The sequence below is a fragment of the Glutamicibacter sp. AOP5-A2-18 genome, from assembly GCF_052446055.1.
In the GTDB taxonomy this organism is placed as follows: Bacteria; Actinomycetota; Actinomycetes; order Actinomycetales; family Micrococcaceae; genus Glutamicibacter.
On record NZ_JBQSVW010000001.1, the window covers coordinates 429,261 to 454,679 of the forward strand.

A 25,419-nucleotide genomic window follows, 5' to 3' on the forward strand; every position below is an offset into this window, starting at 1 on the left:
TTTCAAGAATCGTTAGTGTGGTAACTTCCATTCTCGTGAAGGCCTCGACTTTTTATTGATTTATGACATGCCTGTGAGCTGTGGTGTTGGGTTTAGGTATCTACACTCTGAATTCGGAAGAGCCGCAATAGTGCGCTCAGAGCCGAAGGGGCAAACATCCCTACAAGGTGCCACTGGATCATTGCCGCTCCGACGGCAGAACCGTGGCCTGCATGATCGTTTGCTAACGGACCTGATGCCATAACCAGAGTCATTACTAGCCCTGAGCCCGCTAATACGAGTACCGCTTGTTGAAACGTAGGATTACCGATGCGTTCCCGAATCCTAATTGCGGAATTGTGTGCTTCCCTGTCTCTGCCTGTCGCTGGTGGCATGGTCGCGGCGAGGACCAACGCGACGATCCCGAGAATTGCTATCAAGATACATGATCCCAAGTAGGGTTGTTCGGCTGCTTTTGCCGCGACGACGGCCGCGAACGGACCCAACGCCGCTGCGATTATTCCGCCGTACATGACTAGCGCGAGGGCACGTTCGCGCTTGGTTGGTGGCGCGTATTCTGAGGCCACGAATCGTAGGAATCCACCCACTGCCCTGTACCCTCCGGTCAATGCTGTGCCCACGCAAAACAGGCTGAACGAATGCGAAGCGACGGCGATAGCCGACACGGTCCCGCCAACAACAACCGTAAGTGCTCCGGCAACCATGACAGGCCGGTACCCGAAGCGCGCGGCAGCATGTCCGGCGATGAACGAGCAGACCGTACCGATAACGACGATAAGACTCAATGGAAGCGTCATTAGTGCCGGGACAGATGCTAGCGACATTCCAACCAACCCAGTCAAGGTTAGGTCGATGCTGACGATCATGTAATAACAGGCTTGGGCGGCAATAAGTTGAGTCAGGAGAATTCGAAATCGGGGTGGTGATTTGATCATGTTCCAACGATTTCACTGGGCAAAAAAGTACGACAGTGGCAGGATTGTCACTATGCAAAAGAATTCTGCCAATTTGATTCAGGGCGTTACTGCCCAAAGCGGTGGACCGAAACCGATCAAAGTTGCGGTCTTGGCATTGCCCGAAGTTCTAGCTTTGGATTTTGGCATTCCTATTCAAGTGCTCGGGAGAAACACCTCCGGCCTTTACGAGGTAGCAACCTGTGCGGAGGACGGCCAACCGGTACCCGCGACGGGAGGGTATTCGATAGTTCCAGATCGAGGGCTTGATCTGCTGGCAGAGGTGGATACGGTGATCGTTCCAGGATTCACTCACTCCCGAGATCCGCTTTCGCCTGATGTCCTTGAAGCATTGGTCGCAGCACAACAACGCGGAGCCCGCATGGTTTCGATTTGCACAGGCGCTTTTGCTTTGGCGCAGGCGGGAATCTTGAACGGTTTGACAGCAACTACACATTGGGAATCGACTGGTGACCTAGCCCGTCTCTTCCCTCAGATCACGGTGGATGAAAATGTTCTCTTCGTCGATAACGGGCAGGTGCTCACCTCCGCAGGTGTTGCTGCCGGAATTGACCTGTGCCTTCATCTGGTTCGAAAGGACTGGGGCGCGGCACAAGGAAATCTGACTGCGCGATCCATCGTTTCCGCTCCACGCCGCGAAGGTACCCAATCGCAGTTCATTAAGAATCGATCGTTGTTTGGTGCAGCTGAGCATCCGGCGGATGTTGCGGCTGCCATGGAATGGGCAATTAAGCACATGCACCAATCAATCACAATTGCGGATATCAGCGCAGCGACCTCGCTTAGCGAAAGAACGCTCGCACGAAGATTTGAGACGCATGCAGGGACGACCCCGATGAAGTGGCTTGCCAGTCAGCGGGTCGAACGTGCCAAGGAACTGCTTGAAACGACAACGGCATCTGTTGAAAGGATTGCCGCATGCACCGGACTGGGGTCAGGTGCTAACTTCCGCACCATCTTCAAACGGTCTACTTCGCTGACACCCAGCCAATATCGACACGCATTCAATTCCGGAGATGAATCGACAACACAGCTCGAAACGGCATGATCCACAGTTCCGGCGCGAAATGGAAAATCAGTAGCTGATTTGATGCCCCGAGCAGAGTCATAATTCGAGGATCGAACCACTGATAGCTAGCGTTGAAGGATGCTCAAACTTGTTCGTGCGACCAACGCCGACATCGCGGAGATCTCGGAATTCCTCAGCATCGCTGATCTCACCTTGAGCGGGCTGGACTCGCCCAACGTGCATTTATGGATCTCGCGGGATGAAACGACGGGGCGCATTTTCGCCACCACAGGATATGAAAGCAGCGAAGACGGACAGCACGCGCTGATTCGAAGTGTCGCGGTAGCGCCCGAGCTACGTGGCGGCGGAATCGGCTTGGATCTTGCAGAATTTGCGATGCAACGAGCTGTCGAGGCTGGAGCAAAACAAGCGTGGCTGTTTAGCCGCAGGTCTGGTCCGTTTTGGCAGAAAGCTGGATTCAGCTCAGCACACACAGATGATCTTGCGTTGGCCCTAGCTTCGACGCACCAGGTTCAGCTCTTTGCTGAAACCGGTCAGCTTGGACGTGAGGTTGCTTGGAGCAAGCTGCTCTAAGGGACTAACTACGAGACAGTACCGATTTTCGATAGAAGCGTGTCTGCATTCCTTTGGTCAGCGCTCGGCAACGCGACGTAGGTCGAGGGTGAATCCGGGATATTCGGGGAAGTCGCCGACAAAATCAGGCTTGAATCCCAACGATTCGTAGAAGGCGACCGATTCAGGTGTTGCCTGCCAATCCAGAATCATTGGGGCTGGGCGTTGTCTTGCCCAAGCGAAAGCTGACTCAACCAAGGCACGCCCGGTACCGCTTCGACGAGAACCTGGTGCGACAAAGAGGTCGTGTATGCGGCCGACAGAAAACGAACCCCGTAGACCGCGCCCATAGTCTTGCGCTGCGACGTACCCGCTCAGTGAATCTTGTTCTACGGCGACGGCCAGGTGCCAATTTGGGTCCTGTAACAAGGCCCGAAAGTTTGCTCCAAAATCAGTGTTACTTGTTCTCAGCCCCGGGGTAAACAGTCTCGCTAATTCGTTAAGGCGATCTGCATCCGAGGCGACGGCTGCTCTCACGATTATTTCGGCGGTAGACATCTTAGCGACCTTTCAGGTGAGCGGTCCGATTACTGACGGTGGAACTGCCACCGTAGGCATCAGCATTGCCCATTAATGCCAACGCTTATTGCGCCAAGTATAGGTATGAAAAATCTAGCGATACGTCTGTGGTCTGAATCAATGACGGAGGCAAACATGACGTCGTTGATACAAAGGGGTCTTCAACGACGCAGCTTCCGCTCACCTTCTAGTCAGCAAATCAGCGTGGCTTGTTCTTTGGAGGAACTCGATAACTGAATCACGGCTCTTTTCCAGGCAGACGATTCGCTCTTCTACTGCGCGCAGTTCTTCGACAAGATCTACGGCAAGTTCTCGACTGTCTTTTTGGACGTCGGGTGATTCGATATTCAATACGATCTTGATCATCCTGGACGACAAGCCAGCCGTGACCAATGCGCGAACGTGACGGGCATGCTCAATTTGATCAGCCGAGTACTCGCGGTATCCATTGGCTGAACGATCCGACTGGATCAGTCCTTGCTGCTCGTAATAACGCAGCATACGGGGTGGGGCACCGATTTCCTGGGAGGCTTCACCGATTTTCATTGCGATCATCACACCTATTCACGCGGCCTTGACTTTGACACTGATGTCAATGTTTAGGGTATCAAACGTGGCTAAGGATAAACCTCAGAGCCAGATTCGAACCAAAGGCAATCGGTACTGCCGCCGCTGGTGCAGATGTACCGATTTTTTGGTTCACGAGGGCCAAGCCCACCAAGGATTTGAGAACAATGAAGGAGAATTCATGAGCAAGGACAAAGCACCTGTAACTTCACGGGACATACTTGTTATCGGCGCCGGCGAACTCGGCATGCCGGTACTACGCAATGTAGTGCGTCGAGCCCAAGGCGTTGGCGACTCCAGCGTGAGCGTTCTGCTTCGAGCCAGCGCTGTGGAATCGACCTCACCGCAGAAGCAGCGCGACGTCGCAGAGCTTCGAGAACTCGGCGTGAAAATCATCATCGGTGATCTGGTCGCCAACACCATTGACGAACTTGCCGAGATCTTCACCAACTACGAAACCGTGATCGGATGCACCGGTATCACCGCCGGACTTGAAACTCCCATGAAGGTTGCCAAGGCTGCTCTGCAGGCAAACCTTCTGCGCTACTTCCCTTGGCAGTTCGGCGTTGATTTTGACGTGATTGGCCGTGGTGGACCACAGGACATTTTTGATTCTCAGCTCGACGTGCGTGACTTGCTTCGATCGCAAGATGAGATGGAATGGGTGATCATCTCCACCGGCATGTTCATGAATTACCTGTTTGAACCGGACTCCGGCATGGTTGATCTTCCCAACAACACAGTTAATGCGCTGGGCAGCTTGGACACTGCCGTCACCGTGACTACGCCAGAAGATATCGGCGCTCTTACCGCTGAGATCCTGTTTGCTGAGCCACGAATTCGCAATGAAATTGTTTATGTCGCCGGAGAAACCATCACCTATGGTGAATTGGCGGACACCCTTGAATCCGTGCTTGACCGGCCGATCCAACGAGTCGTGTGGACGGTTGAGAAGCTCATGGCAGAGCTAGCCGCCGATCCGGATAACATGACGCGCAAGTACCGTGCCTCATTTGCGCAGGGACGTGGCGTTGCTTGGCCGAAGGAACAAACCTACAACGCTCGTAACGCAATTCCAGTCACCGATTTGCGTCAGTGGGTTACCGAGAACCTCGCTAACTAGCAAGAACTTGAGGGGCCTGCTCGCTCAGTGTGAGCAGGTCCTTTTTACACTTTCAAATTTGCCGATGAAAGTCGGCGGTCCGGCTAGCGTTCCTTCGCTAGGGCGTGTCTTATAAAGGTTGAGCGGTCTGGCTGAGACTCTGGAGGGGTGTCGCGCTTCCAGCTCCTCTCCGATGATCAGTGGGCGTTGATCGCGCCGTTCCTTCCGTCCCGAACGGGCCGCCAGGGCCGCCCGTTCTCGGACGCGCGGGCGATCGTGGAGGGCATCATCTACCGATACCGGTGCGGGATTGCGTGGCGCGACCTGCCGCGAGAGTTCGGCCCATGGCAGACCGTGTGGCGGTGGCACCGCAACCTCGCCGGCGACGGCACCTGGGACCAGATCCATCAGGGGCTGCTGGCCGCCGCTGATCGGGACGGGAAGATCGGCTGGACAGTGTCGGTGGACTCGTCGATTGCCCGTGCGCATCAGCACGCGACCAATGTCACGCGCCCCACAGGGGCTGGATTGAATTACACGGATCCGGCCGTCGAGTAGCCTGATCACGCGGTCGGACGCTCCCGCGGCGGGCTGTCGACGAAGATCCACCAGCTTGTCGACGACCATGGGCTCCCGATGGTGGTCGCCGTTGCGCCCGGCCAGTCCGGCGATGCGCCCGCGTTACTGCCACTGCTATCCAGGCTGCGTGTCGCGCGCCCACTCGGGCGTCCCCGCAACCGCGCGATCAGCAGGCTCACCGCAAACGACGCGGGTCGCGCGGCGGGCGCCCTCTTGGCTTCGACGCAGTCGAATACAAGGGGCGCAACGTCGTGGAGCGGCGCTTCAGTGATGTGAAGCAGTGGCGGGGGCTCGCGACGCGCTACGACAAGCTCGCGATCGTGTTCCGCGCCGCCGTGGTGCTCAACGCGGTGATCGCCTGGACCCAGCGATGCTTACAAGCCATGTCCTAGAGAGCGCGATCGACCACTGAGCTTCACATTGGAACGACGACCCCCAACCGTTCATGTGGACTGAGACCGTCGAGGACATCATAATCAAGATCACACGAGCACGAGCCACCCCCAGCGATGCATCACACCACTTGAATGCTTCATGCGCGTGAACTACTATGGAGACAACTACTCGGGAGGATGACGGAAATGGATACACCTGAAGCATGCTTGGACCGCATCCGCGATGCATGGAACAACGCAGATGCCGAGGCGTACGGTGCCGAGTTCGAAGAGGATGCGACTTACGTGGCCTGGTCCGGCGAGCTGCAGCACGGCCGCCAGCGAATCGTCGAGGGCCACGCGGAGATTTTCTCGAAGTGGCTCGATGGAAAGAAGATGCGGGTGACGCCGATCCGGAAGGTGCAGCTTTCGGAGACCTCGGCAGTGTTCACCACCGTCGGCGGCTTAGGTGCCGAGGATACGCCTCACGACAAGTTTCAGACGTTCACGTTCGTGCGTCGTGGACAGCGGTGGTTCTGTACCGCCTACCAGAACACCAAGATGGATGAGTCGGCAAAGGTAATGTTCAACGCTCCGCACCTATGACCGACGACGCAAATCTCGCTGCGCTGTTCGTGCAAGTCTCGGACCGGGTGCGCAGCGTTCGCCGCGGTGATCTGGCGGTCCTCGACGCAGCGTCGGTGACGGCAACCCAGGCGGTCCTGCTTGATCGAGTGGCGCGCGGCGCGGCATCGACTCCCTCGACGATCGCTTTCTCGCTCGGGCTGTCACAACCTTCTGCGACGCAGATGATCGATCGTCTGGAAACTGCGGGCTACCTACGCCGTACTAAGAGTCCCGTCGACCGGCGGAGCAAGACGATCACTGTCACTGCGAAGACCAGAGCCCTGTTGGAGCGGCTCGCGCGCGCGCGCTACAACGATGCCGAGGCTGAGATGACCGCACTGTCGCCGGCGACCCGCCAGGCGTTGGCTCATGCGCTCAGCGCGGCACTCGATGAGCTCGCCTTGCGGTGAGAACCGAGAACCAGCCTTCGAACATGTTCAGTCACGACGCGAACTGAATCGCTCTGAGTTTCGTCCCTATCGGGTTCCCTATCCAGCGAGCGTTCGCTGGGCTGATTCGGTCGCGGCGCTCATACCGAGCAGGCCGAGGCGGCATGCCGCACCGCGGACATCAGGTTCGGTCGACCGCCGCTCGCGCGCGCTTCATCGAGCATCCGGAGGGCGCGCTCGCGCATCTCGGGAGAGCATCTCTGGTTCGGATCCATCCTTGCATGAAGAACGGAACGAAACCCAGGGCGGTTCACTCCGACAAGCTCGCGATCGTGTTCCGCGCCGCGGTGGTGCTCAACGCGGTCATCGCCTGGTCCCAGCAATGTTTGTGAGACACGCCCTAGATGCAAGTCCAGTCCGCTGCGAACCTGGGGCCATTCGGACGCGATGATCGAGAAGTAGACGGTATCCCGAAGAGATCCGTCGGCCATGCGGCTAGTTGCGAGTAAGACGCCATCTTGTTTTGCACCTAGACGAGAAATAGCGGTCCGGGACTGCATATTCATCCAGTGCGTGCTAAAGACTACCGCTACGCATCCCAACGTCTCAAAGGCGTGAGTGAGCAGCAGCCGCTTGCTGTCAGGATTTGTTCCGGTTCCTTGAGCACTGGCTGCATTCCAGGTGTACCCGATTTCCACGCGGGGAAGCTCAGCGTTGATGTCGCAGTAGGTAGTCATTCCGATGATCTTTCCGGGGCGACCGGTCATCGGATCATTAAGGCGAGTCGTGAAGGGAAGCATGGAGCCCGCTTCTTGCATGGCCAGACGACGCCGAATTTCGGCGCGCATTTCTTCGGGCCGTGGCACAGAGGTGTACCAAAGATTCCAAAGCTCACCGTCGCAAGCGGCCTCTACGAGTCCGTCATGATGATCTTCGTTCAGCGGTTCGAGAGTGACGTACTTTCCGCGCAGAGTGACGGGGCTGATGTGTGTCATGTGTTACCTACTTCTAGAGCGTCGATTGGTCTTTGCCAGAGGATTACGTCGTTTAGGCCGATTGAGAGTTCTTTGTGCCCAACTGCTCTGAAACCTCGCGAGGCGTAGTAGTCGCGAAGTTCCTGATTCTCTGCTGCGCAGTCGAGTCGAAGAAAGCTTTTCCCTCTGGCGGCACCTTGTTGCGCGGCCCAGTCCAAAAGACGTTCGCCGATTTTCTGCCCTTGGTAGCTTCGGTCGCACATCAGGCCGTGAACGTAGACACTTGTCGAATCATCTGGACCCCAGAATTCTGGATCGGACCAAAGCACGCGCATTCCGGCGGCGACGCCGCCCTGGCGTTTGTAGACGTACCATTCGCCAGCGTTAATCTGATTCTGAACCGTCTCAATAGGCACCTCACCTGGGCGCCATTGGTTTAGACCTTTAGAAAACAACCAGTCTTCGAGTTGGCGACGAAGCCGCCAAATCGGCGCTGCGTCGGGCAGTACAGCAGGTACTGGCCTGAGAGAGATCTGTTCTTTCATGAAGCCTTCCCGAGTAACTATGGCAGGTGCTGTTTTAGGTCGATGCTCTCTGCCCTAACCTAGGTCGAGAGTGGGCCTTGGGCGGGTTTTATCGACGACTTTTAGCTCTGGCCGCGAATTCGTCAAGTACTCTCACGACATCCTTGGCTACCCATATGCGATTGCGATTCCCATTTGTAATTTGGACGAGGATCTCCGCTTCAACGAGGCGGTTAATGGCGACCTGCGCGTTGACCGTTGTGATCCCCAGTTCGGTGGCAGCGGAGGCGCTGTCGATGACCGGTTGGCGAAGCAAGACGCTCACTAACAGATGCGCTGCCGAGTCCCGTCGGGCCTTGACCCGTTCACGCCATTGCTCCTGGACAGTTTCCAGATCTTTCACCAGATGCCGACCGTTGTGAATTGCCGCGAAACAAGCGTTGGCGACTGCAGTTACTATCGGCGCGATGTCTCCCGAACGATAGGAATTTAGCGCGTCAAAATAATGGGAAGTGTCATTCAATAGGCCGGCTGAAACTGGAACTGTGACGTTGCGTGTCAGCTGAGTTCCGCGCAACATGGCCTGAATGAGTGCTCGACCAACCCTGCCGTTGCCATCAGGGAATGGGTGGATCGTCTCGAATTGGGCATGTGCGATTGCAGTCTGCACGAGAACGGGAACATCGACGCGATTGGCGAACTCAAGGAGGTCGTCCATGAGGGCCGCGACGCGCTCATGATGCGGAGGAACGAATTGGGCGGTATGTGGGCTTAGGTTCCCTCCGCCAATCCAGACCTGCTGATCGCGCCAACGTCCTACGATGTCGGGATTGCTATCTTCCAACAGAGCGCGATGCATTTCCAAGATCGCGTGGTGGTCCAAGCTTTCCGAGAGAGACAGTGCTGCTTGCATGGCCCTGACATTTCCAACGATCAATTGCGCATTCCTCGATGCGTGTCCGCCAAGCTCAGCTAAAGCAATCTGTCTCGCTCCACTGGTCAGGTTTTCTATCTCAGAGCTCGAAGCGCTTTCTGTGCGCAAGAGAATGGAGGCGAATGGCGCAGCGATGTGCCCTACTTCGGCATCAAATCGGGAAAGTTCGCTGGCGGCTTCTTCACCCAATGCTTGAAGTTCGCCATTAACATGTACGTCTAGGCCGGCGATGAACGCAGGTAGCGCCGCTTGATATGTTTCTACTGCTCGGCGTCGTTGCGTACGGGAGACATACTCGTCTTGAAGGCCGTGCCATGGCCGATCTTCGTATGAGAGCCGTGGCCAATCGGAACCCTGCCCAAACGGTGACATGATCTCACCATACCAATGCTTATTGAAATAAGCATTGGTATGGGAATCTCTTACTATCACTTATTTAACTGAGCTTCACTGTGAAGTTCAGCGTGGTGTCCTTGATTCAGGTGCGTTGGTGCTCGGATTTTAGTCGAGAAGTGATCCGTCGTACCTGATGAAAAATCCTTGTGTACATTGATTCGGATTGGAGCGGGCGCCGTGATGCCGATATTCATTCGCGGTCCGAGAAGTTTTTATCCTGCAGTAATCTCACGCAATGCAGCAACATGGCCAACATACGCTCGACGGCCGATCCCGGTCAGTGAAACTCGCACATGGCTGCGGCCCAGTTTCGTGAACCGTTCAATATCAACGTACCCAGTATCGCTCAGTTGCTTCAGATGCTTGCTGAGCACCGAGTCCGCAACGCCTAGATTCTGCTTGAGCTGCGCGAATTCAACCCATTCAACAGGGGCCAAGCTTGCACAAATCCGTAACCGCAATGGAGCATGGATCAGCTCATCAAACTGAGCCTTGCTAGTTGGCTTGGTCATTGCCGTCCTCGACGTGTGCCTTGTTATAGGCCGTTTGCATCTTGGTCACCAAGAACATGCCGCTGATGAAAGCGACTAGTATTTTCGCAAGGATTTCTTCGAGATGGGTAGCGTCCCAGAACCTGAGGCAATTGATCAGCAGGATGCAAAGAATGAAATATCCTGCGTAAGCGCCTGTCGTTAGACTTGGGGTATTGATCAATGGGCGTGGTTTTGCACGACCCCGTTGAGCCAAAACATACCAAAGGATTATTGGAAGATAGAGCAGTGCTAGCCAAAAAGCCTGTGGTGGATAGGCCTGGAACAATGTAAAGACCACAGCGGAGACCGCGACGACGCTGGTGAGCAAACCACGCGGGTTTCCAGAGGTCTTGACCATCTGTTCTGATTCTTGCGCTACAGATTGCAGCAGTCCCGCTGCGTCATCTTGTCCCGGACGATCATTTGGCGAAACCATGGCACCCACTTTCCGTTATGGAAAGTCTTGTCTTTCCGAGTTGGAAAGTCAATCGGCGTGTTTACACGTGATGGTATTTTCCGCCAGCCAAGATGTCCTGCGCACGGTACAGCTGCTCGGTCAGAATCAAGCGCACCAGCTGATGCGGGAAGACCAGCTTGGAAAGCGACCAAGTGAAATCTGCGCGGGCGTGCACCGTGGGATCAACGCCGTAGGCTCCGCCGATGATGATGACAACATTGCGTGAAGAATCGATAGGGGAGCGCAGCTTGTTTGCCAGGGCGGGAGAATCGATGTTCTTGCCTCGTTCGTCGAGGAGCACCACAAAATCGCGGTCATCGATCTTCGCCAGAATGCGTGCCGACTCCTCGGTGCGGGCGGCGTCGTTCTCGCGTGAAGAGTGATTCAGCAACTGCCAGGTGAGGTTAAAGGGCTTCTTGAGTCGCTTCTCGTAACGGGAAATTCCTTCGTCTACCCACGACTCGTGTTTCTTGCCAACTGCCAGCACCTTGATTGTCATGCTTCTATTGTTCCGCATTCCTCGGTTGGATGCTTTGAATCATGCACCGATACGATGGAGGACATGAGAAATCTGAGACCCCTTCCGTCAGGCCAACGACCTAGCGGCGTGCAGGTGCTCTGGATGATCTTCGGCATCGTCGTTGCCATCTTCTACTTCACCCGACGTGTACTGGTATCACTGCATGCCGGAGGTTGGGCCACGGACCTCGATGCACCCACCTACCAATGGGTTTTGGACAACCAGTCGCTGGTCCTTTTCGCAATCTCTGATTTCTTGTACTTCTGGGGATCAACACCCGGCATGAGCATCATCATGGTGCTGATTACCGGACTGCTGAGCTGGAAAACGCGAAGTATCTGGCCCTTTATCGCAGTGGCCCTAACTGCACTCGTATCCGTCGGGCTGACCATCCTGCTCAAGGCGAGCCTGCAGGTGCACCGGCCAGAAGGAATTCCCGGCGGTCCAACGCCGCCACTGTCTTACTCATTTCCCAGCGGGCACACGCTGAATTCCGCAGCGCTCATTGGCATTTCCAGCTACCTGGCCATCATTTACGGGCTGCGCCGCTACGCCTATCTCATCTCGATCGTGGCAACACTGTTTGTTCTGGCCATGGGCGCATCACGGATCTACATCGGGCATCATTGGGTCTCAGACGTGCTGGTGGGACTGCTGATTGGAGCCGCGTGGGCCGCCGTAGTGGCGATCCTCCATTACTTCTTTGTCCCTCGGCGCAAATTGCCTAGCTCAGCACGCGGATCGGTGAACCGCTAGCCCACGCGCGGATATCTTCAACCGCGTCACGGTAGAACATCGAAAACTGTTCAATGGTTACGTAGCCAATATGCGGGGTCGCAATCACGCCACGAGTGCCCAGCAAACGATCCTTGGCCGGCAATGGTTCGGTGTCGAAAACATCGAGCGCTGCCAGATAGAGCAGCTCGTTTTCAAGGGCTGCGATGAGCGCGTCGGTCTGCACAATCCGGCTCCGCGACGTATTAACCAAAATGGATTCCGGCCGCATCCATGCCAACTGCTTTGCGCCAATGGCGCCGGTGCTTCGCTCCGAGAGTTTCAGATGAACGGTCACTACGTCGCTGGTGGCAAAAAGCTCCGCCTCGGATACCAATTCCACGCCGATCTCGGTAGCCCGGGCCTTGGTGAGGTTCTGGCTATAAGCGATGACCCGCATGCCGAAAGCCAGACCGACCTTCGCCACCTTGGAACCCAGATTGCCCAAGCCATAAACGCCAAGGGTTTTGCCTGACAAGCCCATGCCGAAACTCGTTTGCCACGGCTCAGCTTCGGAACGCGGGTTCGCTGAGGAGAATAGTTCCACGTCCAATCGGCGGGTGGCGGCTAAGATCAACGCCCACGTATGCTCCACTGCATCGGTGGGGACGTAACCGGTGTGCGAGACTACGACGCCGTGCGCGGCCGCCGCTTCCAAGTCGATGGCTCCGTTGCGTCGGCCTGTGGTGACCAGGAGCTTGAGGTTAGGCAGTAGCTGAAACCTCGATGCCGGGAACGGCGTGCGCTCACGCATGGCCACGATGACATCAAAGTCTTTCAGCGCCGCGCAGACAGTTGCATCATCATGCCCGAGGTGCTCATTAAAAACTGTCAGCTCGGCGTCGAGCTCGGTCGCCAGGCCCTCAAAATCTGCGAGGTCAGTAGCGACGTTCTGGTAGTCATCCAAGATGGCAATGCGCATGAGTTCATCCTATGCGCGATATGGCAGCACCGTCTCCTTTCCGTCGCATATTGATTTTGCTTCTGAGTAATAAACATCTGGCGACTGATTCCAGGTTCGACCTTCAACCACATGAGTTCATCGGAGCGGGGCTGGTTTGCTCTTTCTCTGTCAGGCAGGATCTAATTCACAATCTTTAGTTCTATGCTGTAACGAAGTTGGTGACATAAAATTGAAGGTGAGGTTCAAAGGAAACAAGCTTGAGAAGTTATGCACCGATGAAAACGAAATGCAGAAAAAGCGTCCTGATCTCAAGAAGAAACTCAGGCTGCGGATCAAGGCATTGGAAACTTCGGAAACGTTGGCCAGTCTGCCTCAGGACGACCCGGGAGGCAGATGGCATGCCCTGCACGGGGAGCGAGCGGGAACTTGGGCAGCAGAGCTGAGCGGAAGTTGGCGACTAATCATTGAGCCAAAGCCCAACCAGCTGCACGCCCATGAGATCACCGTTATAGACATCACCGATTATCACTGAGAGGAGCCAACATGAATGCCACCAACTACGCCGTTGCACCGGGTGATTACCTAGAGGAATGGATAGATGATCAGGGCTTCTCGCAGCAAAAAGCGGCCGACTTACTGGGCTGTAGCCGCAAGCAGGTCAATGAGATCATCAACGGCCATGCTCCGATCACTAGCGAAACGGCGCTACGGCTCGAACGAGTCGTAGGTATTCCTGCGACAACGTGGCTTAGGTACGAAGCAATGTACCGAAGCGATCTCGCGCGAATCGCTGACGAAGAGAACCTGGCGCAATTCGCAGCTCAGATTGCACCTGCAGCGGCAAGTTATCTTCGGCGCATCGGTGCGACCAAGGCGAATATGCGAACTCCGGGCAAGCTTGTCTCGGATTTCCTTGCGTTTCATCGTTGCGGAACCTGGAAATCCTACGAGCAACTTCATGCGGAATTACACAAAGGCGACTTCGCCCTTGCGACACTCAAAGACTCCCCAACCGAACTAGATCAGACTTTGTTGAGCACCTGGTTGCGTGCCGCTGAAATGGCGAAGCCCTACGAGCTCGGACGTAGCTATGAGTATGCGCCACGCAAATTACGCGCCATCATCCCTGAACTGCGAAAGCGCGCCCTCCGCCCCGATTCATCAATGTTGAATGATATTGCGAGGATGCTTTCGGACGTCAGCGTTGTCTTCATGGTTGTCGATCCCCCGAAAGGGCTCCCTCTGCAGGGAGCAACACGATGGATCGATAAACGTGTTCCAGTGATCCAGCAGACCGGTCGCTGGGGCATGGACGGGTTTGCGATTTGGACGCTTTTCCACGAATTAGGCCATATCCTCAATGACCCGCGTGGCCAGACCCATCTGGAGTACAGCACTGAAAAACAACGCGGTACCGCTACCGAAAAATCTGCCAATGAGTTCGCAAAAAACGTTCTTTTCGGGGCAGAAGGACTGGCACCTTTCCATGGGATGACCAATGATGCGCAGATCGCAACTAAAGCGCGGGAGATGGGAATTGCTCCTGGAGTGGCAGTCCACCAAATGCACCGTCGCCGGATGCTCGACTACAAGTACGGTAACTCGCTGTTCGTGAACCTGGACGGAACGTTCACTGCATAGGCGGTGCGAAGCCATGGCTACAGGTCTCTATGACTGGCTCATTACGCTTGCTGCTTGGACCCAACGAATTCTTTAATACTCGACGTGACGGGAGTGAGTATCTAGACCGCCTAATTCCTATTAAGCCCGTGGTTTCTGGAGTCTAAAGCTATTTTGAAGTGGCTCTCCGATTTATCGATGGTTCTCGTGGGTGTGGACGGATCGAATACTCGGAGCAAAGAAAAACGAAAGTTCTCTGGATCTAAGCCGCGCAGCTCTACGTTGCCGCCATGTCCATTAGCCACATATGTGCTCCAACGCTGACGTATGCTGTCACTACCATCTGCTTTACCCACATAGTGCCGACCGCTAAGCGTATCGGTGATGAGGTAAATCCCGATCACCGATGAAAGAGCTGTTCGCCACGAAGCGTATCGGTGCTCGCGCATTATCGCCTGCAGATTCGGGTAATCGAGCACTAGGTTGTCGAAACCGGGAAACGGAATAGGTTGAGAATCCGCAATTTCAATTACCGGATACTGTGACGCTGTTGGACCATTGAGGCGCCACGCGCGCGGGGAGCGCCAACCGATGACAAGACGATTCTTGAGATCTGAAAGTTCGTTCGAAACTTCAAGATTGAATTGTCGTAATGGACCCTCAGTAGAGACTTCGCCGACGTTCCGGACGACGGCCCAAAACCTTGCTCGATCCCCACCTTCCTTGATGAATATGACCCAAACTGTTGGTGGGACAGCAGGAAAAACACGGGTATTCGAAGACTGTCGAGCTGTGTACGCCAAGATCTCTTCGTCGGACGAGTCCGCATGAATGCCCCGAAGACCTGAGTCTTCATGTTCACGCACGAAAGAATGCCGGATAACTTGAATTTGAGCGGGATCGATCTCCGCGCTTCGAAATATGGCATCCAGGGTAAGTGTCATAGTCGATACCTTATCCGTTATTAATCCCTCGGTTAGCACTGGATGACTCTGGAACGGACGGGGATCGTTGGGCATCGAAGCCTAGGAGGGACGGACGGATATGTTCTAGTGTTCGCGACGCCTTGCGCTCTGGAAGACAAAATGGTGGCCGGCGCACAAGGCGCCAGCCACCACTCACAGACTGAAAACTAGTCGGTGACTTCGAATTCGAGCTTGTCGGTGAAGGAGCGACCATGAACATCGGTGGCCGTCACTTCAGCGGTATGAGATCCGGTCTTCAGATCATTTGGCAGTTCAAGACGCCACAGGTGGCTGGTCTTCTCGGGCAGGCCGCCACCGTAGACAAACTGCTCGGCGATAGCCACCGGGTCTGAATACTTGGCACCGGTAAGCGCCGTTTCTCCGGTGAGTGACTGGGTACGAGTCGACTTGACTGGATCCTGGCCGTCAATGGAGACCTCGACCTTGGAGCCCGTGCTGCCCATCCAGAAGTTGGTGGTCAGCCAGGTGTCCTTGGCAAGACCATTACGGCTCACCGACAGCGGGTTCTCCAAAGGCTGAATGGTGCCGTATTCCTTGTCGACGTTCTCCTCGTACCAATCGCGGTAAGCAGGAGTGTTCAGGCCGACAGCCATCTGATCGCTCTCATCCGCGCCGGTGGGAGTGAACCGCTCGGTGATCTTGGTGTTCTTGATGTCCAAGGTCAAAATACCTGGAGGGGTGCCATCCTGCTGGAGGGACGTCGGGTAACCGGTTTCGGTGACTCGTCCGCCGTACCATTGGCCGGCAACAGCCGGAACGGTCAGGTGGGTGAATGGCAGGCCGGCTTCGCCTACTTCGTCCAGCCAGCCCTTCATCAAATCGCCCTTGCGAAGGTTTTCGGACATGTGGGTGTGGCCGCCCAAGGAGACCACTTCACGGCCCTTGAGAATCTTGTAGATGTCCTTGACCTCTTTGGTGGTGTGCTCATCGTTGAAGAAGTATTCCAGCAATGGGCTGTGGCCGGCCAGGACAATGGCCTTGTTCTTTGGCACCTTGGCGATGTCTGCGCGCAGCCATTCAAGCTGCTGCTTGCCTAGCTGGTAGGTGTAGTCGCTGCGCTTCGCTGGAACCTTGGTGGGGTACTCGATGGTGCTCAGCGCGACCACGTGGGTCTTGCCGGTGTCATAGGAGTAGTACTCAGGGCCGAACTGAGCGCGGTAGGTATCAAACTCGTGCACTCCGTCCAGGGAATCAAAGTCGATGTCGTGGTTGCCTGGGAGGAAGCGAGCCGGGCCGTTGAGCATGGAAGTCAGCTCGCGGGTCTGGGCGAACAGCGACAGGTCATTGCCCACGAGGTCGCCGATGAACAGCGCGCCGCAGCCGGTGTAGTCGGTGCGTGCGGCAAGGTCGGCGAAGGCACCCTTGCGAGCGTATTCAACTTCCTTCTGGTTATAGGTCTGCACATCGGCACCGATAGCGCAGCTCTGATCCGGCGACTGAGTGGCGGCACTGCGAGTCAGCGGGAAGTTGACCGCCGCAGGCAGTTCGCCGGTAGGCGCGATGCCACCGTATTTCAGCTTGGGGGAGCCTTCTGGCAGGTGGATGTAGGAGAACTGTGCGACATTGTTTTCATCCACTGGCACCTGGAAGCCGCGAGGCTGGGTGACAAAGGCGGTCATGTTCTCAAAAGCGGGAAGCTCGTAGCGTCCCTGGCCGTCGGTGGTGACTACGTCGCGGCTGTTGGAAACGGTGACGTTGGGCAGGCCTGGCTCATTGGCGTCCTGCTTGGAATTCTTGTTGCTGTCCTCGAAGACAACGCCTTCGAGGGTCTTGTCTTTTGCTGCTGCTTTTTCATCTTGTGCACGGACGACCTGGACTGATCCTCGGTAAGCGGACGAGTTCCAGTCTGCAGTCTTCTTTGCTGCTGGTTCTGGATCGGGTGCGGAATTGGCTGCGGTGAGACCGGCCGATGCTGCCAGGACAACGAGTGCGCCTGCAGTAGCTCGTAGTGGGGTGATGTGATTGGTTTTGCCGGGTCGAGCGAAGAATTTCACGTACGTTCCTCCGGGGTGGTGACAATCTGCCGGCCCTTTAGCCGACCTTTGCCAACGCTGTCAACCTAAGGTGAATAACAGCCCCCGCTCAGGTAATGTCGAATAATCGATTCCGTTAATACTTACAAGGTGTCTTGGGCGTATTTAGCTATCAATGATCAGAGAAAGCGGTTGTGAGCATGGAGATTGTTGACGCACTGCTGCAAGGGCAGCGCGGACGGCGGCTGTTGTGGGAATTTGCCATCGCCAGCGAAGAAGAATCGCTCCCTGAATATTCCCAGCACCAGTTGCATGAGGTGATGTACTACGCCTCAACCAAGATCGATGATCTGCAGCGTCAGAGACGTGCATCTGCCGACCCGATCATTGGGACCGTGCAGGTATGGGCGCAGAAGCTCGCTGAGTCGCTGGAACGAACCGAACTTTTCGATGTGAAGCCGCATCTTTTGCAGGCGGCATTGGAAAATTCCGTTGACTCGGCGATGTACTGGCAACCACCATATGGGCAAGAAATTGTCCTTGCGTCCCCGATTCTCAGAGTCCAACTGGAACGAATTGCAAAACACATCGCTGCGTCGAGGCAAATAGATTATTGGTTTGACCCGCTGGATGTGGCAACGCAGCACCGGGTGAACTTCGATCTGACTGGAATCGTTGATCCTGCTACAGATAAGAAGCGGACTGGTCTTGAATCATTAATCGCGTGGAAGGATCATGTGCTGCGAACCGAAGCGCGCGATGCCCGGGAGAACCAGTCGCGCCCGCTGGGGAATTTCAGCGGCGTTTGGTGGTCTGCGCCAAATATGTACCTAGAAGAAACGTGCGGGCAGTTTTCTGATGGGCAACCGATAGGTCTGAGTTGCGTGGAAGATGGGTTTGGATGGGAGAAAGCAACCACCACAATGGTGGACATCCCACGTAGTGCCAAGGTCCTGGAAATTTCCTCAGCGGAGCAATGGGTCAAGCTCTGTCAGGACCATGGCATCGAGGTCACAGCGCAGAAACGTCACGACTGGTATCGCGTCACGGGACGTGATGGCGCGTGGGTCATTCCAGATTGGCTAGCGGTAGCACGCAATTATGACGGGGTGCACTTGAGCATCGGCGCCTATCTTGCGCTCGCCGGAGAATGCCTGTCGGTGGATGCTAAATTCGCTACGCTCATCGCAGGGTGGGATCCGGACAAAACATATTGGTTCATCGATGACGTCCGTGAGAGTGAGCATTCACAAGACTGGAAATGCCTGGATGCTCATAGCAACGATGCGCACTGGGTTATAGACGAAGAATCTTCAAGTTAACGCTCTGTCACGCTGGGGGATGTGGCTCTGGAAGTTTGATCCAATGAGTTCATGAGCAATGAAGCAACAAACGAACTAAACGCTGCAACTGAAATGGTGTTGCAGCTGCGTTGGTCGGATCAGGATGCATTGGGGCACGTGAATAACGCCCGCATTGTCACACTGATGGAAGAGGCCCGAATCCGCTGGACTCGCGAAGATGGCAGGACCGGTCGATTCGAGTTCGGAACGGTCGTGGCTTCCATCCAGATCGACTACAAACGGCCACTGTACTACCAGCCTGAAATGGTGATCCGTATGGGGATCAGCCGGGTCGGCAATAAGTCATTCACCGTGCGGGGTATCGGCTATCAGGACGGCCAGCCGGTGTTCGACTCGACCACTGTGATGGTTCCGTTGGATGCTGACGGGGTGTCCTCACGAGTGCTTAACGATCAGGAACGCAGCTGGCTGGAATCGTCGCTGATTCCAGCCGCTGGCGTACGATCAGGAAACTGATCTCGTCATCTGGCCCCGCATCGTTGGCGAGCTGGCCGTCATGCGAGCAGTAAGAGCAGTCCTTACTGCGCTGCGTATTCGTCCAGAACCTTCTTGCCGATCTTGAAGGCAACATTGGCGGCAGGCACAGAGCAGTAGATGGCGCACTGAAGGAAGACTTCCTTGATTTCCTCGGGCGTCATTCCATTGCGCAGTGCCGCGTGCACATGCATTTCTAGTTCCTCCCAGTAGCCACCGGCAATCATTGCGGTCAGGGTGATGGCGCTACGGGTGGTGCGCGGCAAACCGTCGCGGGTCCAGATGGTTCCCCACGCATAGCGGGTAATCATTTCCTGAAATTCGTCGGTGAATTCGTTCGAATTATTGGTGGAGCGGTCAACGTGCTCGTTACCGAGTACTTCGCGGCGCACGCTCATGCCTGCATCGTAAGTGTCGCCGGGCAGGCGCTGTGAGTCGGTCATCGTAGTCCTGTCCTTTCTTAGTTGGAGAGGAAAAAATCTGCCAGCAATGTTGCTGTTTCTTCTGGTGCTTCGGCAGGAGCCAAATGGCCTGCGGATTCCACAATGGCAGAGTGGCCCTTAGGTGCAGACTCGGCGATGAACTGCGCGTCGGCCGGTGGGCACACCTGATCTTGTGCGCCGTTGATAGCCAGGATCGGATCCGTGGTGGCCTGCAACTGTTCGCGCACATCAAAGTCGACCAAGGCGCCACAAACGTGGGCATAGGCGAAGCGGTCCGCGTCCTGCAGGCTGTGCAGCAGGCTGGCAGAAATCTCTGGTTGCTCTTCGATGAACCCGGGCGCGAACCAGCGTTGGGCAGAACCTGCGACCATGGTCGGGGTTCCGGCTTTTGCCACGAGTTCTGCGCGCTCGGTCCAGCCTTCAGGCGTACCAATTTTGGCAGCCGAGCAGATCGAGGCCAAAGCATTGAAGAAGCCAGGATGATCCACGGCTACCTGCAACGCGGTGGCACCGCCAACCGAAACTCCGGCGTAAAACAGCTTGGTGTTCTCGGCGATAACCCCATCAGTTCGTAACGCTTCAACCATGGTGGTGACGCCGGCGGCCAGCTCGGCCAACGTGAACTCTTGCGTTGATGGCTTGCTGACGCCGTGCCCGGGAAGATCCCACGCGATGACCTGGAAATGGTCTTTAAGATAGGGCAAGGCCGGACCCCACAACGGCAGGGCCGCGGTGCCCAGCGAAGGGCCAGTAATGAGGGTAGGTAGCTGAGCATCGGTATGAAGTAGCGACGGAGTTAGTTCTGGGACTGCCATAGTTCCTTCCGTGCCGAGTAGTCGGCTAATACAGTTTCGGTGAAACGATCCGCGGAACCAAGGTAACCGGCAGGATCAAAAAGTTCGTTCAACTTGGTATCGCTGAAGTCTTCCGCGGGAATTTCTGAACGCAAAAGTTCGTGCAAAGGCCGTTCTTCACGCAGGCTGCGACGCACCAAGTCCTGGATGGCAGGCTTGCCTCCGTCAACCATTGGAGACAACACGGTAGCCAAGCGTTCGGACAGCACCGCAACTCCACCCAGCGCGAGGTTGCGATTGATGGCTGGAAGATTCACGCTCAAGCCATTGGCCAGGAATGATGCATGGAATGCTGCTCCCGCGGCCAGCCGGGTCAGTTCGCGTAGCGCGCTCCATTCAGCATGCCAACCACCGTCAGGGCGTTCATCCACCGCGGTACCAGCAGCGGTGAAAAGCGTTGAGAGTAATCCAGGGGAGCTGAAAGCAGCATTGCGCAGCAACACCGAACGCACCGGGTTTTGCTTCTGCGGCATGGCCGAGGAACCACCCTTGCCTGCTTCACGTGGTTCGGATAGCTCGCCGATTTCCGGGCGCGAAGAGGTGAGTACATCGGCGCCAAAGGTACCCAGTGCCGCGATGGTCGCACCCAGAGCAGAGCCGATCTGAAGGATGGGCATGCGGTTGGTGTGCCATGGTGCGCCGGGATCCTTCAGCCCTAAACGGTCTGCGAGCTGAGAACTAAGCTGCCCGGTGCTCACCGAGGCATCGCCATGACCTTCAAGGAATTGTTCCAAGGAAGCTAGGGTTCCTGCCGCGCCGCCCCACTGCAGTCGTAGCTGCTGCAAAGCATCATCAAGCTGCTTCTCGGCATCCAGCACGGCCGAGAGCCAGCTGGCTGCTTTCCAACCGAAAGTTGTTGGCAGTGCATGCTGGGTCAGAGACCGGGCAATGCACACCGTTTCTCGGTGGGCCCGGGCGAGGCCTGCTAGTCCGTCGGCAGTACTGCGCAAGTCGCTCAGGGTCTGGCCGATAGTTTTGGCCAGGACCAGCATCAGTGCGGTGTCGATAATGTCTTGGCTGGTGGCCCCGCGGTGTAATGCGGTGCTCGCGGACTTGGGTGCACGATCAACAGCGAGCTGTTCTCGCATCATGCCCAATAGTGGGATCAGCGCATTGGCACCATCGGGAGTTTTTGAAGCTAAGACCGTGAGGTCATAGCGCTGAACGTCAGCCACCGTGTTAACCGCCCGCGAATCGTCGGTACTGCACAAGCCGGCATCGGACTGAACCTGCACCCAAGCAGCCTCAACATCAAGCATGGCTTGGATAAAAGCCATGTCGTTGGACAGCGAAGCTGCCGCGGTACCGGCCCAGGTTGGAGCTAGCACGCCGTAGTCTGCGCCATCCATCAAGTCCCTCGATTCTTCACTGTTTTAGTTTGTCTCTCGCTCTAGAACTGTAGTCCTAGACGCCTAGCTTTCGCGCGGGTAGGAAAGGAACACGGTTTCATCCTCACCCTGCAAACGAACATCAAAGCGCAGTGATCCATCCTCTTCGCGGGTAGCAATCAACGTCTTGCGCTCTGCCGGGCTCAGCGAGGCCAACAGTGGATCATTGGCCAGTGCTTCGGTATCCTCGGGCAGATAGATCCGGGTGAACAGCCGGTTCAGGAGCCCGCGGGCGAACACCGTGAGCATAATGAACGGCGCCTTGTCCGCCTCGGTGGCTCCCGGGTTCACGGTGGTGAAGGTGTAGTGTCCGACATTATCTACCGCCGTGCGACCCCAACCGGTGAAGGTGTATCCGTCACGAACCAGCGAACCTTCGCGCGAAACTACCGTGCCGTTCTCGTCGGCCTGCCAGATTTCCAGCAGCGCATCGGGGATGACCTCACCCTTGCCGTCATAGACCACCCCGTGCAAACGCACCGAGTTGGGGTGCGCCTGGTTGACCAGCTCATTGTCCTTCTCATAGGGCAGTGCGTAGCCATAGAACGGGCCAATGGTCTGACCCGGGGTGGGAGCCAGTTTTAGTTCTGGAGCCTTTGTCATTAGTGCTCGCCCTCTTCCTCTTCCATCCAGGTGCGATTTGACCCGGTCAGTACGATGTCCCAGTTGTAGCCGGTAGCCCACTCGTGGGAAGTAATTGAGTGGTCGTAGGTGGCCACCAGCCGATCGCGCGCATCAGAATCGGTAATGGACTGGTAGATCGGATCCAACGCAAAGAGCGGGTCACCGGGGAAGTACATCTGGGTGATCATGCGTTGGGTGAAATCGGTGCCGAACAACGAGAAGTGGATATGCGCCGGACGCCAAGCATTGTGGTGGTTCTTCCACGGGTACGGGGCTGGCTTAATGGTGGTGAAGGAGTACTCGCCGTTGGGTCCGGTGATCGTTCGGCCGACCCCGGTGAAGTTCGGATCAATCGGAGCTGGATGCTGATCGCGCTTGTGCACATAGCGGCCGGCGGCGTTGGCCTGCCAGATCTCCACCAGCTGTCCAACGACCGGATGACCATCTCCATCAAGCACTCGGCCGGAAACTACGATGCGCTCGCCGATCGGCTCGCCATTGTGCTGAATGGTGAGGTCCGATTCCAAAGCGTGTACATCGCGCTGGCCGAAGGCTGGGGAGTACAGTTCGATGGTTTCCGGATCTGCATGGTGCAGGTTCTTGGTCGGGTGGCGAAGCAGCGAGGAGCGGTAGGGAGCGAAGTCCACTCGGGGCTGGGTTTCGGCCTTTTTGCCGGCAACAAGTTGTTGGCGGTAGTCCTCGTGGATGTTGGAGATTTCGGCGCTGATATCTTCCTGCGTGGCCGTGGTGGCTGCTGGATCCAGTGTCTTGCTGTTGGCGCTCATCTCGGCTCCTTTCTGAAAATTTGTGTGGGTGCGGTGTTATGCGTGGGGCCAGCCGGTGTAGGACTCGGCGAGATACTGCTGGCCGAAGCGTGAGGAGGTGACGGTTTCCAATTCACCGAGGGCACGCTTGGCCATGAACGGGTCGCCGCCCACCGGGGTGTGCAGCATGGAAGTCATCCAGTAGGAGAAGTTCTGTGCTTTCCAGACTCGTTTGAGTGCCAAGTCCGAGTACCCGTCCAACAGCTTGTCGCTGCCGGTGGAGAAGAATGAATCCAGCGCTTCGAAGAGTACTTTGACGTCGGCGAAGGCCAAGTTCAGGCCCTTGGCCCCGGTGGGTGGGACGGTGTGTCCGGCATCGCCGATCAGGAACATCCGTCCATGCGAGAGTGGTTCGCGGACAAAGGAGCGGAAGCCCAAAACGGTCTTATCAAAGATGGGTCCGGTTTGTAGCTGGAAGTTATCCGGTCCGTCCACGCGCTTTTGCAGCTCGGCCCAGATGCGGTCATCGCTCCACGCGTTGACGTCCTCGTTGGGATCACATTGGAAGTACATGCGCTGTACGGTTTCGCTGCGCTGGGAGATCAGCGCAAAGCCGTGCGGCGAGTTTGCGTAGATCAGTTCCGCTGCGGACTTTGGGGCCTCGGTGAGGATTCCAAACCAAGCGAAGGGGTAGGAGACTTTAAAATCCTGGGCGAGCTTTTGTGGCATCTGGCGTCGGGCGAAAGAGCGGGAGCCGTCGGCCCCGACGATTACATCGGCGTGCACCTCGAAGAGCTCACCTTGCGCATCGGTGAAGCGGAACTTCGGGGTGGAGGTCTCCATGTCCAGGATCTCGGTGACTTCGCACGAGTACCGTACATCTCCTCGATCGCGTTTACGAGCTGTAGCCAAATCCACGAACACCTCGTTCTGCGCGTACAAGGTCACGGTGGCATCAACTAGGTCACGGAAGTCTAGGGGATGGGATTCGCCGTTGAAGCGTAGGTCGATTCCTGCGTGCTCGTCACCTTCGGTGAGTACTCGTCCATTGACCCCGGACTCGGTGAGCATGGTGACTGCTTGGGCTTCGAGGATGCCAGCACGGTGGGTGTTGCGGATCGTCTCGTGATCGCGCATTTCCACCACGACGTTCTCGATGCCCGAGGTAGCCAGCAGGTGCGAGAGCATCAGCCCGGCGGGACCGCCGCCGATGATGCCAACCTTGGTCTTCAGGATGCGTGGCGCCTTTGCCATGGTTCCTACCTGTCAGTGCCGGGAAATGGGTCTTGCACAATGATGCTTGCGTCACAGGTGTGAATTCAGTTCGCTTCTCATTGAATGAGAAAAGTGCATCAGGTACTTCAACTGACCCAGTCCTCGTCCTAGGCGGTTCCACCTAGCTGCAGTGCTCTAGAAATTCCTCGCGCCGCCGTGCGTAGTGCCAGCCCGGCCGATTGCACCGCACGAGTCTGGCGGGGGAGCACCACGGAAATGACCGCGACTTGGTAGCCAGCATCATCAAGAATTGGCGCGGCAACGCCGGTAGTTTCCGGATCGATGAAGCCATCAAATGAGGCATAGCCGGTACGGCGAATCTCAGCCATTTTCGCCCGGAAATCTGGATGGGAAGCGGTCATGACAGCATCGTGCCGGGACAGATAATCGCCGATGATTTCCGGGCGGGAGAACGCGAGAAGAGCCATTCCCATGGAAGTGCGTTGAACCGGCATGCGGCCGGCCACGTTTGCCTGATTAACTACCGAGCCGGGCCGCGAAAGACGCTCAATGATCAGCACTTCGTCCTGGTGCAACACCGAGAGTTGAGTGTTCTGCCCAAGAAGCTGGTTGATGTCTTCCATGAAGGGAAGAGCCGCCGTACGCAGGTCTTGAGTGGTGGCGCTACGGTTGGCCAGCTCCCATAATCGCAAGCCCAAGCGAACCTGCCCGGACGCATCGCGGCTGAGCAGATCATGGGCCACCATTGAGTCCAGCAGCCGATACATGCTCGCTTGGGGGATATCTGCCCGGCGCGCCAAAACGCTCACGCTGAGCGATTGGTTGTTCGCGTCAAAGGAATCCAAGATCCGCACCAAGCGGTCCAACATTGAATCCCCACTAGGAGAATTGGCCATGGAACAAC

General features: G+C 56.5%; 28 protein-coding genes and 2 pseudogenes. 11 read left to right on the forward strand and 19 right to left on the reverse strand.

What is annotated here, in order from left to right; genetic code table 11:
- Window positions 1–92 precede the first annotated feature (92 nt).
- Window positions 93–935 (reverse strand): MFS transporter, encoded by an 843-nt coding sequence (locus ACT3RW_RS02070; protein WP_444612657.1) that lies wholly within the window; start codon window positions 933–935, stop codon window positions 93–95.
- A 52-nt stretch (window positions 936–987) separates the two neighbouring features.
- On the opposite strand from ACT3RW_RS02070, the gene ACT3RW_RS02075 reads away from it, so the two are divergent.
- Together ACT3RW_RS02075 and ACT3RW_RS02080 are read left to right on the forward strand one after the other, a co-directional pair.
- On the forward strand, window positions 988–2,022 hold the full coding sequence (locus ACT3RW_RS02075; protein ID WP_444612658.1) for a GlxA family transcriptional regulator: 1,035 nt from the start codon (window positions 988–990) through the stop codon (window positions 2,020–2,022).
- A gap of 99 nt (window positions 2,023–2,121) precedes the next feature.
- Window positions 2,122–2,577, forward strand: a complete 456-nt coding sequence (locus ACT3RW_RS02080; RefSeq protein ID WP_444612659.1) for a GNAT family N-acetyltransferase — start codon at window positions 2,122–2,124, stop codon at window positions 2,575–2,577.
- A 57-nt stretch (window positions 2,578–2,634) separates the two neighbouring features.
- On the opposite strand, the gene ACT3RW_RS02085 is transcribed toward ACT3RW_RS02080, so the two are convergent.
- Together ACT3RW_RS02085 and ACT3RW_RS02090 are read right to left on the reverse strand one after the other, a co-directional pair.
- A complete protein-coding gene (locus tag ACT3RW_RS02085) occupies window positions 2,635–3,114 on the reverse strand; it encodes a GNAT family N-acetyltransferase (RefSeq protein WP_444612660.1) in 480 nt (159 codons plus the stop codon).
- Between the two features lie 201 nt (window positions 3,115–3,315).
- Window positions 3,316–3,690, reverse strand: coding sequence for a MerR family transcriptional regulator (locus ACT3RW_RS02090; protein WP_444612661.1), 375 nt, complete (start codon window positions 3,688–3,690; stop codon window positions 3,316–3,318).
- 193 nt (window positions 3,691–3,883) lie between these two features.
- Between ACT3RW_RS02090 and ACT3RW_RS02095 the strand changes: the two genes are divergently transcribed.
- The 4 genes and pseudogenes from ACT3RW_RS02095 (at window position 3,884) to ACT3RW_RS02110 (ending at window position 6,794) form a co-directional block, all read left to right on the forward strand.
- Window positions 3,884–4,825, forward strand: a complete 942-nt coding sequence (locus tag ACT3RW_RS02095) for an aromatic alcohol reductase (protein ID WP_444612662.1) — start codon at window positions 3,884–3,886, stop codon at window positions 4,823–4,825.
- Window positions 4,826–4,972: 147 nt separating this feature from the next.
- Window positions 4,973–5,775, forward strand: a pseudogene (locus tag ACT3RW_RS02100) (IS5 family transposase).
- Between the two features lie 189 nt (window positions 5,776–5,964).
- Window positions 5,965–6,363, forward strand: a complete 399-nt coding sequence (locus tag ACT3RW_RS02105; protein WP_181148610.1) for an SgcJ/EcaC family oxidoreductase — start codon at window positions 5,965–5,967, stop codon at window positions 6,361–6,363.
- The gene (locus tag ACT3RW_RS02110) at window positions 6,360–6,794 is read left to right on the forward strand and encodes a MarR family transcriptional regulator (RefSeq protein ID WP_444612663.1); all 435 of its coding nucleotides are present in this window, start codon (window positions 6,360–6,362) and stop codon (window positions 6,792–6,794) included. Before ACT3RW_RS02105 ends, ACT3RW_RS02110 begins: the two co-directional genes overlap by 4 nt.
- A 374-nt stretch (window positions 6,795–7,168) precedes the next feature.
- Here the strand turns inward: ACT3RW_RS02110 and ACT3RW_RS02115 are convergent.
- The 6 genes and pseudogenes from ACT3RW_RS02115 to rlmH form a co-directional block, all read right to left on the reverse strand.
- Window positions 7,169–7,768 (reverse strand): annotated as a pseudogene (locus ACT3RW_RS02115) (GNAT family N-acetyltransferase); the annotation flags it as partial.
- Complete coding sequence (locus ACT3RW_RS02120) at window positions 7,765–8,292, reverse strand: GNAT family N-acetyltransferase (protein ID WP_444612664.1); 528 nt, start codon at window positions 8,290–8,292, stop codon at window positions 7,765–7,767. The gene ACT3RW_RS02120 and the pseudogene ACT3RW_RS02115, both read right to left, overlap by 4 nt.
- 88 nt (window positions 8,293–8,380) lie before the next feature.
- Window positions 8,381–9,577: a Fic family protein gene (locus ACT3RW_RS02125; protein ID WP_444612665.1), complete on the reverse strand. Its 1,197-nt coding sequence runs from the start codon at window positions 9,575–9,577 to the stop codon at window positions 8,381–8,383.
- A 236-nt stretch (window positions 9,578–9,813) separates the two neighbouring features.
- Entirely contained in the window at window positions 9,814–10,113 is a 300-nt protein-coding gene (locus ACT3RW_RS02130; RefSeq protein WP_444612666.1) for a transcriptional regulator, read from the reverse strand.
- Complete coding sequence (locus ACT3RW_RS02135) at window positions 10,097–10,570, reverse strand: hypothetical protein (protein ID WP_444612667.1); 474 nt, start codon at window positions 10,568–10,570, stop codon at window positions 10,097–10,099. The genes ACT3RW_RS02130 and ACT3RW_RS02135 overlap by 17 nt, the downstream gene beginning before the upstream one ends.
- A gap of 61 nt (window positions 10,571–10,631) precedes the next feature.
- Window positions 10,632–11,090 (reverse strand): 23S rRNA (pseudouridine(1915)-N(3))-methyltransferase RlmH, encoded by a 459-nt coding sequence (gene rlmH, locus ACT3RW_RS02140; RefSeq protein WP_264276767.1) that lies wholly within the window; start codon window positions 11,088–11,090, stop codon window positions 10,632–10,634.
- 63 nt (window positions 11,091–11,153) lie between these two features.
- On the opposite strand from rlmH, the gene ACT3RW_RS02145 reads away from it, so the two are divergent.
- Window positions 11,154–11,867 carry a phosphatase PAP2 family protein gene (locus ACT3RW_RS02145; RefSeq protein ID WP_444612668.1) on the forward strand — a complete coding sequence of 238 codons (714 nt, stop codon included), beginning with the start codon at window positions 11,154–11,156 and terminating at the stop codon, window positions 11,865–11,867.
- On the opposite strand, the gene ACT3RW_RS02150 is transcribed toward ACT3RW_RS02145, so the two are convergent.
- The gene (locus ACT3RW_RS02150; protein WP_444612669.1) at window positions 11,836–12,807 is read right to left on the reverse strand and encodes a D-2-hydroxyacid dehydrogenase family protein; all 972 of its coding nucleotides are present in this window, start codon (window positions 12,805–12,807) and stop codon (window positions 11,836–11,838) included. The genes ACT3RW_RS02145 and ACT3RW_RS02150 overlap by 32 nt on opposite strands.
- Window positions 12,808–13,024: 217 nt before the next feature.
- Here ACT3RW_RS02150 and ACT3RW_RS02155 point away from each other — a divergent pair, with 217 nt between their 5' ends.
- Both ACT3RW_RS02155 and ACT3RW_RS02160 read left to right on the forward strand, forming a co-directional pair.
- Window positions 13,025–13,321, forward strand: coding sequence for a type II toxin-antitoxin system RelE/ParE family toxin (locus ACT3RW_RS02155; RefSeq protein WP_444612670.1), 297 nt, complete (start codon window positions 13,025–13,027; stop codon window positions 13,319–13,321).
- Between the two features lie 11 nt (window positions 13,322–13,332).
- Entirely contained in the window at window positions 13,333–14,430 is a 1,098-nt protein-coding gene (locus tag ACT3RW_RS02160) for a HigA family addiction module antitoxin (RefSeq protein ID WP_444612671.1), read from the forward strand.
- A gap of 110 nt (window positions 14,431–14,540) precedes the next feature.
- On the opposite strand, the gene ACT3RW_RS02165 is transcribed toward ACT3RW_RS02160, so the two are convergent.
- Window positions 14,541–15,353 carry a GIY-YIG nuclease family protein gene (locus ACT3RW_RS02165; protein ID WP_444612672.1) on the reverse strand — a complete coding sequence of 271 codons (813 nt, stop codon included), beginning with the start codon at window positions 15,351–15,353 and terminating at the stop codon, window positions 14,541–14,543.
- Window positions 15,354–15,541: 188 nt separating this feature from the next.
- On the reverse strand, window positions 15,542–17,389 hold the full coding sequence (locus tag ACT3RW_RS02170; protein ID WP_444612673.1) for a calcineurin-like phosphoesterase C-terminal domain-containing protein: 1,848 nt from the start codon (window positions 17,387–17,389) through the stop codon (window positions 15,542–15,544).
- 173 nt (window positions 17,390–17,562) lie between these two features.
- Between ACT3RW_RS02170 and ACT3RW_RS02175 the strand changes: the two genes are divergently transcribed.
- Both ACT3RW_RS02175 and ACT3RW_RS02180 read left to right on the forward strand, forming a co-directional pair.
- Entirely contained in the window at window positions 17,563–18,690 is a 1,128-nt protein-coding gene (locus tag ACT3RW_RS02175) for a hypothetical protein (RefSeq protein ID WP_444612674.1), read from the forward strand.
- A gap of 51 nt (window positions 18,691–18,741) precedes the next feature.
- On the forward strand, window positions 18,742–19,188 hold the full coding sequence (locus tag ACT3RW_RS02180) for an acyl-CoA thioesterase (RefSeq protein WP_255165525.1): 447 nt from the start codon (window positions 18,742–18,744) through the stop codon (window positions 19,186–19,188).
- A gap of 62 nt (window positions 19,189–19,250) precedes the next feature.
- On the opposite strand, the gene pcaC is transcribed toward ACT3RW_RS02180, so the two are convergent.
- The 7 genes from pcaC to ACT3RW_RS02215 all read right to left on the reverse strand — a co-directional run bounded on the left by pcaC (window position 19,251) and on the right by ACT3RW_RS02215 (window position 25,411).
- The gene (gene pcaC / locus ACT3RW_RS02185; RefSeq protein ID WP_131090468.1) at window positions 19,251–19,649 is read right to left on the reverse strand and encodes a 4-carboxymuconolactone decarboxylase; all 399 of its coding nucleotides are present in this window, start codon (window positions 19,647–19,649) and stop codon (window positions 19,251–19,253) included.
- A 17-nt stretch (window positions 19,650–19,666) separates the two neighbouring features.
- Complete coding sequence (locus tag ACT3RW_RS02190; RefSeq protein WP_444612675.1) at window positions 19,667–20,464, reverse strand: alpha/beta fold hydrolase; 798 nt, start codon at window positions 20,462–20,464, stop codon at window positions 19,667–19,669.
- Window positions 20,446–21,852: a lyase family protein gene (locus ACT3RW_RS02195; protein ID WP_444612676.1), complete on the reverse strand. Its 1,407-nt coding sequence runs from the start codon at window positions 21,850–21,852 to the stop codon at window positions 20,446–20,448. The genes ACT3RW_RS02190 and ACT3RW_RS02195 overlap by 19 nt, the downstream gene beginning before the upstream one ends.
- 63 nt (window positions 21,853–21,915) lie before the next feature.
- Window positions 21,916–22,494, reverse strand: a complete 579-nt coding sequence (gene pcaG / locus ACT3RW_RS02200) for a protocatechuate 3,4-dioxygenase subunit alpha (RefSeq protein WP_444612677.1) — start codon at window positions 22,492–22,494, stop codon at window positions 21,916–21,918.
- Entirely contained in the window at window positions 22,494–23,300 is an 807-nt protein-coding gene (gene pcaH, locus ACT3RW_RS02205; protein WP_444612678.1) for a protocatechuate 3,4-dioxygenase subunit beta, read from the reverse strand. The genes pcaG and pcaH overlap by 1 nt, the downstream gene beginning before the upstream one ends.
- 36 nt (window positions 23,301–23,336) lie before the next feature.
- Complete coding sequence (locus ACT3RW_RS02210) at window positions 23,337–24,533, reverse strand: 4-hydroxybenzoate 3-monooxygenase (protein WP_444612679.1); 1,197 nt, start codon at window positions 24,531–24,533, stop codon at window positions 23,337–23,339.
- Window positions 24,534–24,661: 128 nt separating this feature from the next.
- Window positions 24,662–25,411, reverse strand: coding sequence for an IclR family transcriptional regulator (locus tag ACT3RW_RS02215; protein ID WP_131090462.1), 750 nt, complete (start codon window positions 25,409–25,411; stop codon window positions 24,662–24,664).
- Window positions 25,412–25,419: the final 8 nt, after the last annotated feature.

Excerpts from the sequence above, each read along its gene's own strand:
- ACT3RW_RS02070 (WP_444612657.1), bottom strand. The coding sequence starts at position 935 with ATGATCAAATCACCACCCCGATTTCGAATTCTCCTGACTCAACTTATT.
- ACT3RW_RS02075 (WP_444612658.1), top strand. The coding sequence starts at position 988 with ATGCAAAAGAATTCTGCCAATTTGATTCAGGGCGTTACTGCCCAAAGC.
- ACT3RW_RS02080 (WP_444612659.1), top strand. The coding sequence starts at position 2,122 with ATGCTCAAACTTGTTCGTGCGACCAACGCCGACATCGCGGAGATCTCG.
- ACT3RW_RS02085 (WP_444612660.1), bottom strand. The coding sequence starts at position 3,114 with ATGTCTACCGCCGAAATAATCGTGAGAGCAGCCGTCGCCTCGGATGCA.
- ACT3RW_RS02090 (WP_444612661.1), bottom strand. The coding sequence starts at position 3,690 with ATGATCGCAATGAAAATCGGTGAAGCCTCCCAGGAAATCGGTGCCCCA.
- ACT3RW_RS02095 (WP_444612662.1), top strand. The coding sequence starts at position 3,884 with ATGAGCAAGGACAAAGCACCTGTAACTTCACGGGACATACTTGTTATC.
- ACT3RW_RS02105 (WP_181148610.1), top strand. The coding sequence starts at position 5,965 with ATGGATACACCTGAAGCATGCTTGGACCGCATCCGCGATGCATGGAAC.
- ACT3RW_RS02110 (WP_444612663.1), top strand. The coding sequence starts at position 6,360 with ATGACCGACGACGCAAATCTCGCTGCGCTGTTCGTGCAAGTCTCGGAC.
- ACT3RW_RS02120 (WP_444612664.1), bottom strand. The coding sequence starts at position 8,292 with ATGAAAGAACAGATCTCTCTCAGGCCAGTACCTGCTGTACTGCCCGAC.
- ACT3RW_RS02125 (WP_444612665.1), bottom strand. The coding sequence starts at position 9,577 with ATGTCACCGTTTGGGCAGGGTTCCGATTGGCCACGGCTCTCATACGAA.
- ACT3RW_RS02130 (WP_444612666.1), bottom strand. The coding sequence starts at position 10,113 with ATGACCAAGCCAACTAGCAAGGCTCAGTTTGATGAGCTGATCCATGCT.
- ACT3RW_RS02135 (WP_444612667.1), bottom strand. The coding sequence starts at position 10,570 with ATGGTTTCGCCAAATGATCGTCCGGGACAAGATGACGCAGCGGGACTG.
- rlmH (WP_264276767.1), bottom strand. The coding sequence starts at position 11,090 with ATGACAATCAAGGTGCTGGCAGTTGGCAAGAAACACGAGTCGTGGGTA.
- ACT3RW_RS02145 (WP_444612668.1), top strand. The coding sequence starts at position 11,154 with ATGAGAAATCTGAGACCCCTTCCGTCAGGCCAACGACCTAGCGGCGTG.
- ACT3RW_RS02150 (WP_444612669.1), bottom strand. The coding sequence starts at position 12,807 with ATGCGCATTGCCATCTTGGATGACTACCAGAACGTCGCTACTGACCTC.
- ACT3RW_RS02160 (WP_444612671.1), top strand. The coding sequence starts at position 13,333 with ATGAATGCCACCAACTACGCCGTTGCACCGGGTGATTACCTAGAGGAA.
- ACT3RW_RS02165 (WP_444612672.1), bottom strand. The coding sequence starts at position 15,353 with ATGACACTTACCCTGGATGCCATATTTCGAAGCGCGGAGATCGATCCC.
- ACT3RW_RS02180 (WP_255165525.1), top strand. The coding sequence starts at position 18,742 with ATGAGCAATGAAGCAACAAACGAACTAAACGCTGCAACTGAAATGGTG.
- pcaC (WP_131090468.1), bottom strand. The coding sequence starts at position 19,649 with ATGACCGACTCACAGCGCCTGCCCGGCGACACTTACGATGCAGGCATG.
- ACT3RW_RS02190 (WP_444612675.1), bottom strand. The coding sequence starts at position 20,464 with ATGGCAGTCCCAGAACTAACTCCGTCGCTACTTCATACCGATGCTCAG.
- ACT3RW_RS02195 (WP_444612676.1), bottom strand. The coding sequence starts at position 21,852 with ATGGATGGCGCAGACTACGGCGTGCTAGCTCCAACCTGGGCCGGTACC.
- pcaG (WP_444612677.1), bottom strand. The coding sequence starts at position 22,494 with ATGACAAAGGCTCCAGAACTAAAACTGGCTCCCACCCCGGGTCAGACC.
- pcaH (WP_444612678.1), bottom strand. The coding sequence starts at position 23,300 with ATGAGCGCCAACAGCAAGACACTGGATCCAGCAGCCACCACGGCCACG.
- ACT3RW_RS02210 (WP_444612679.1), bottom strand. The coding sequence starts at position 24,533 with ATGGCAAAGGCGCCACGCATCCTGAAGACCAAGGTTGGCATCATCGGC.
- ACT3RW_RS02215 (WP_131090462.1), bottom strand. The coding sequence starts at position 25,411 with ATGGCCAATTCTCCTAGTGGGGATTCAATGTTGGACCGCTTGGTGCGG.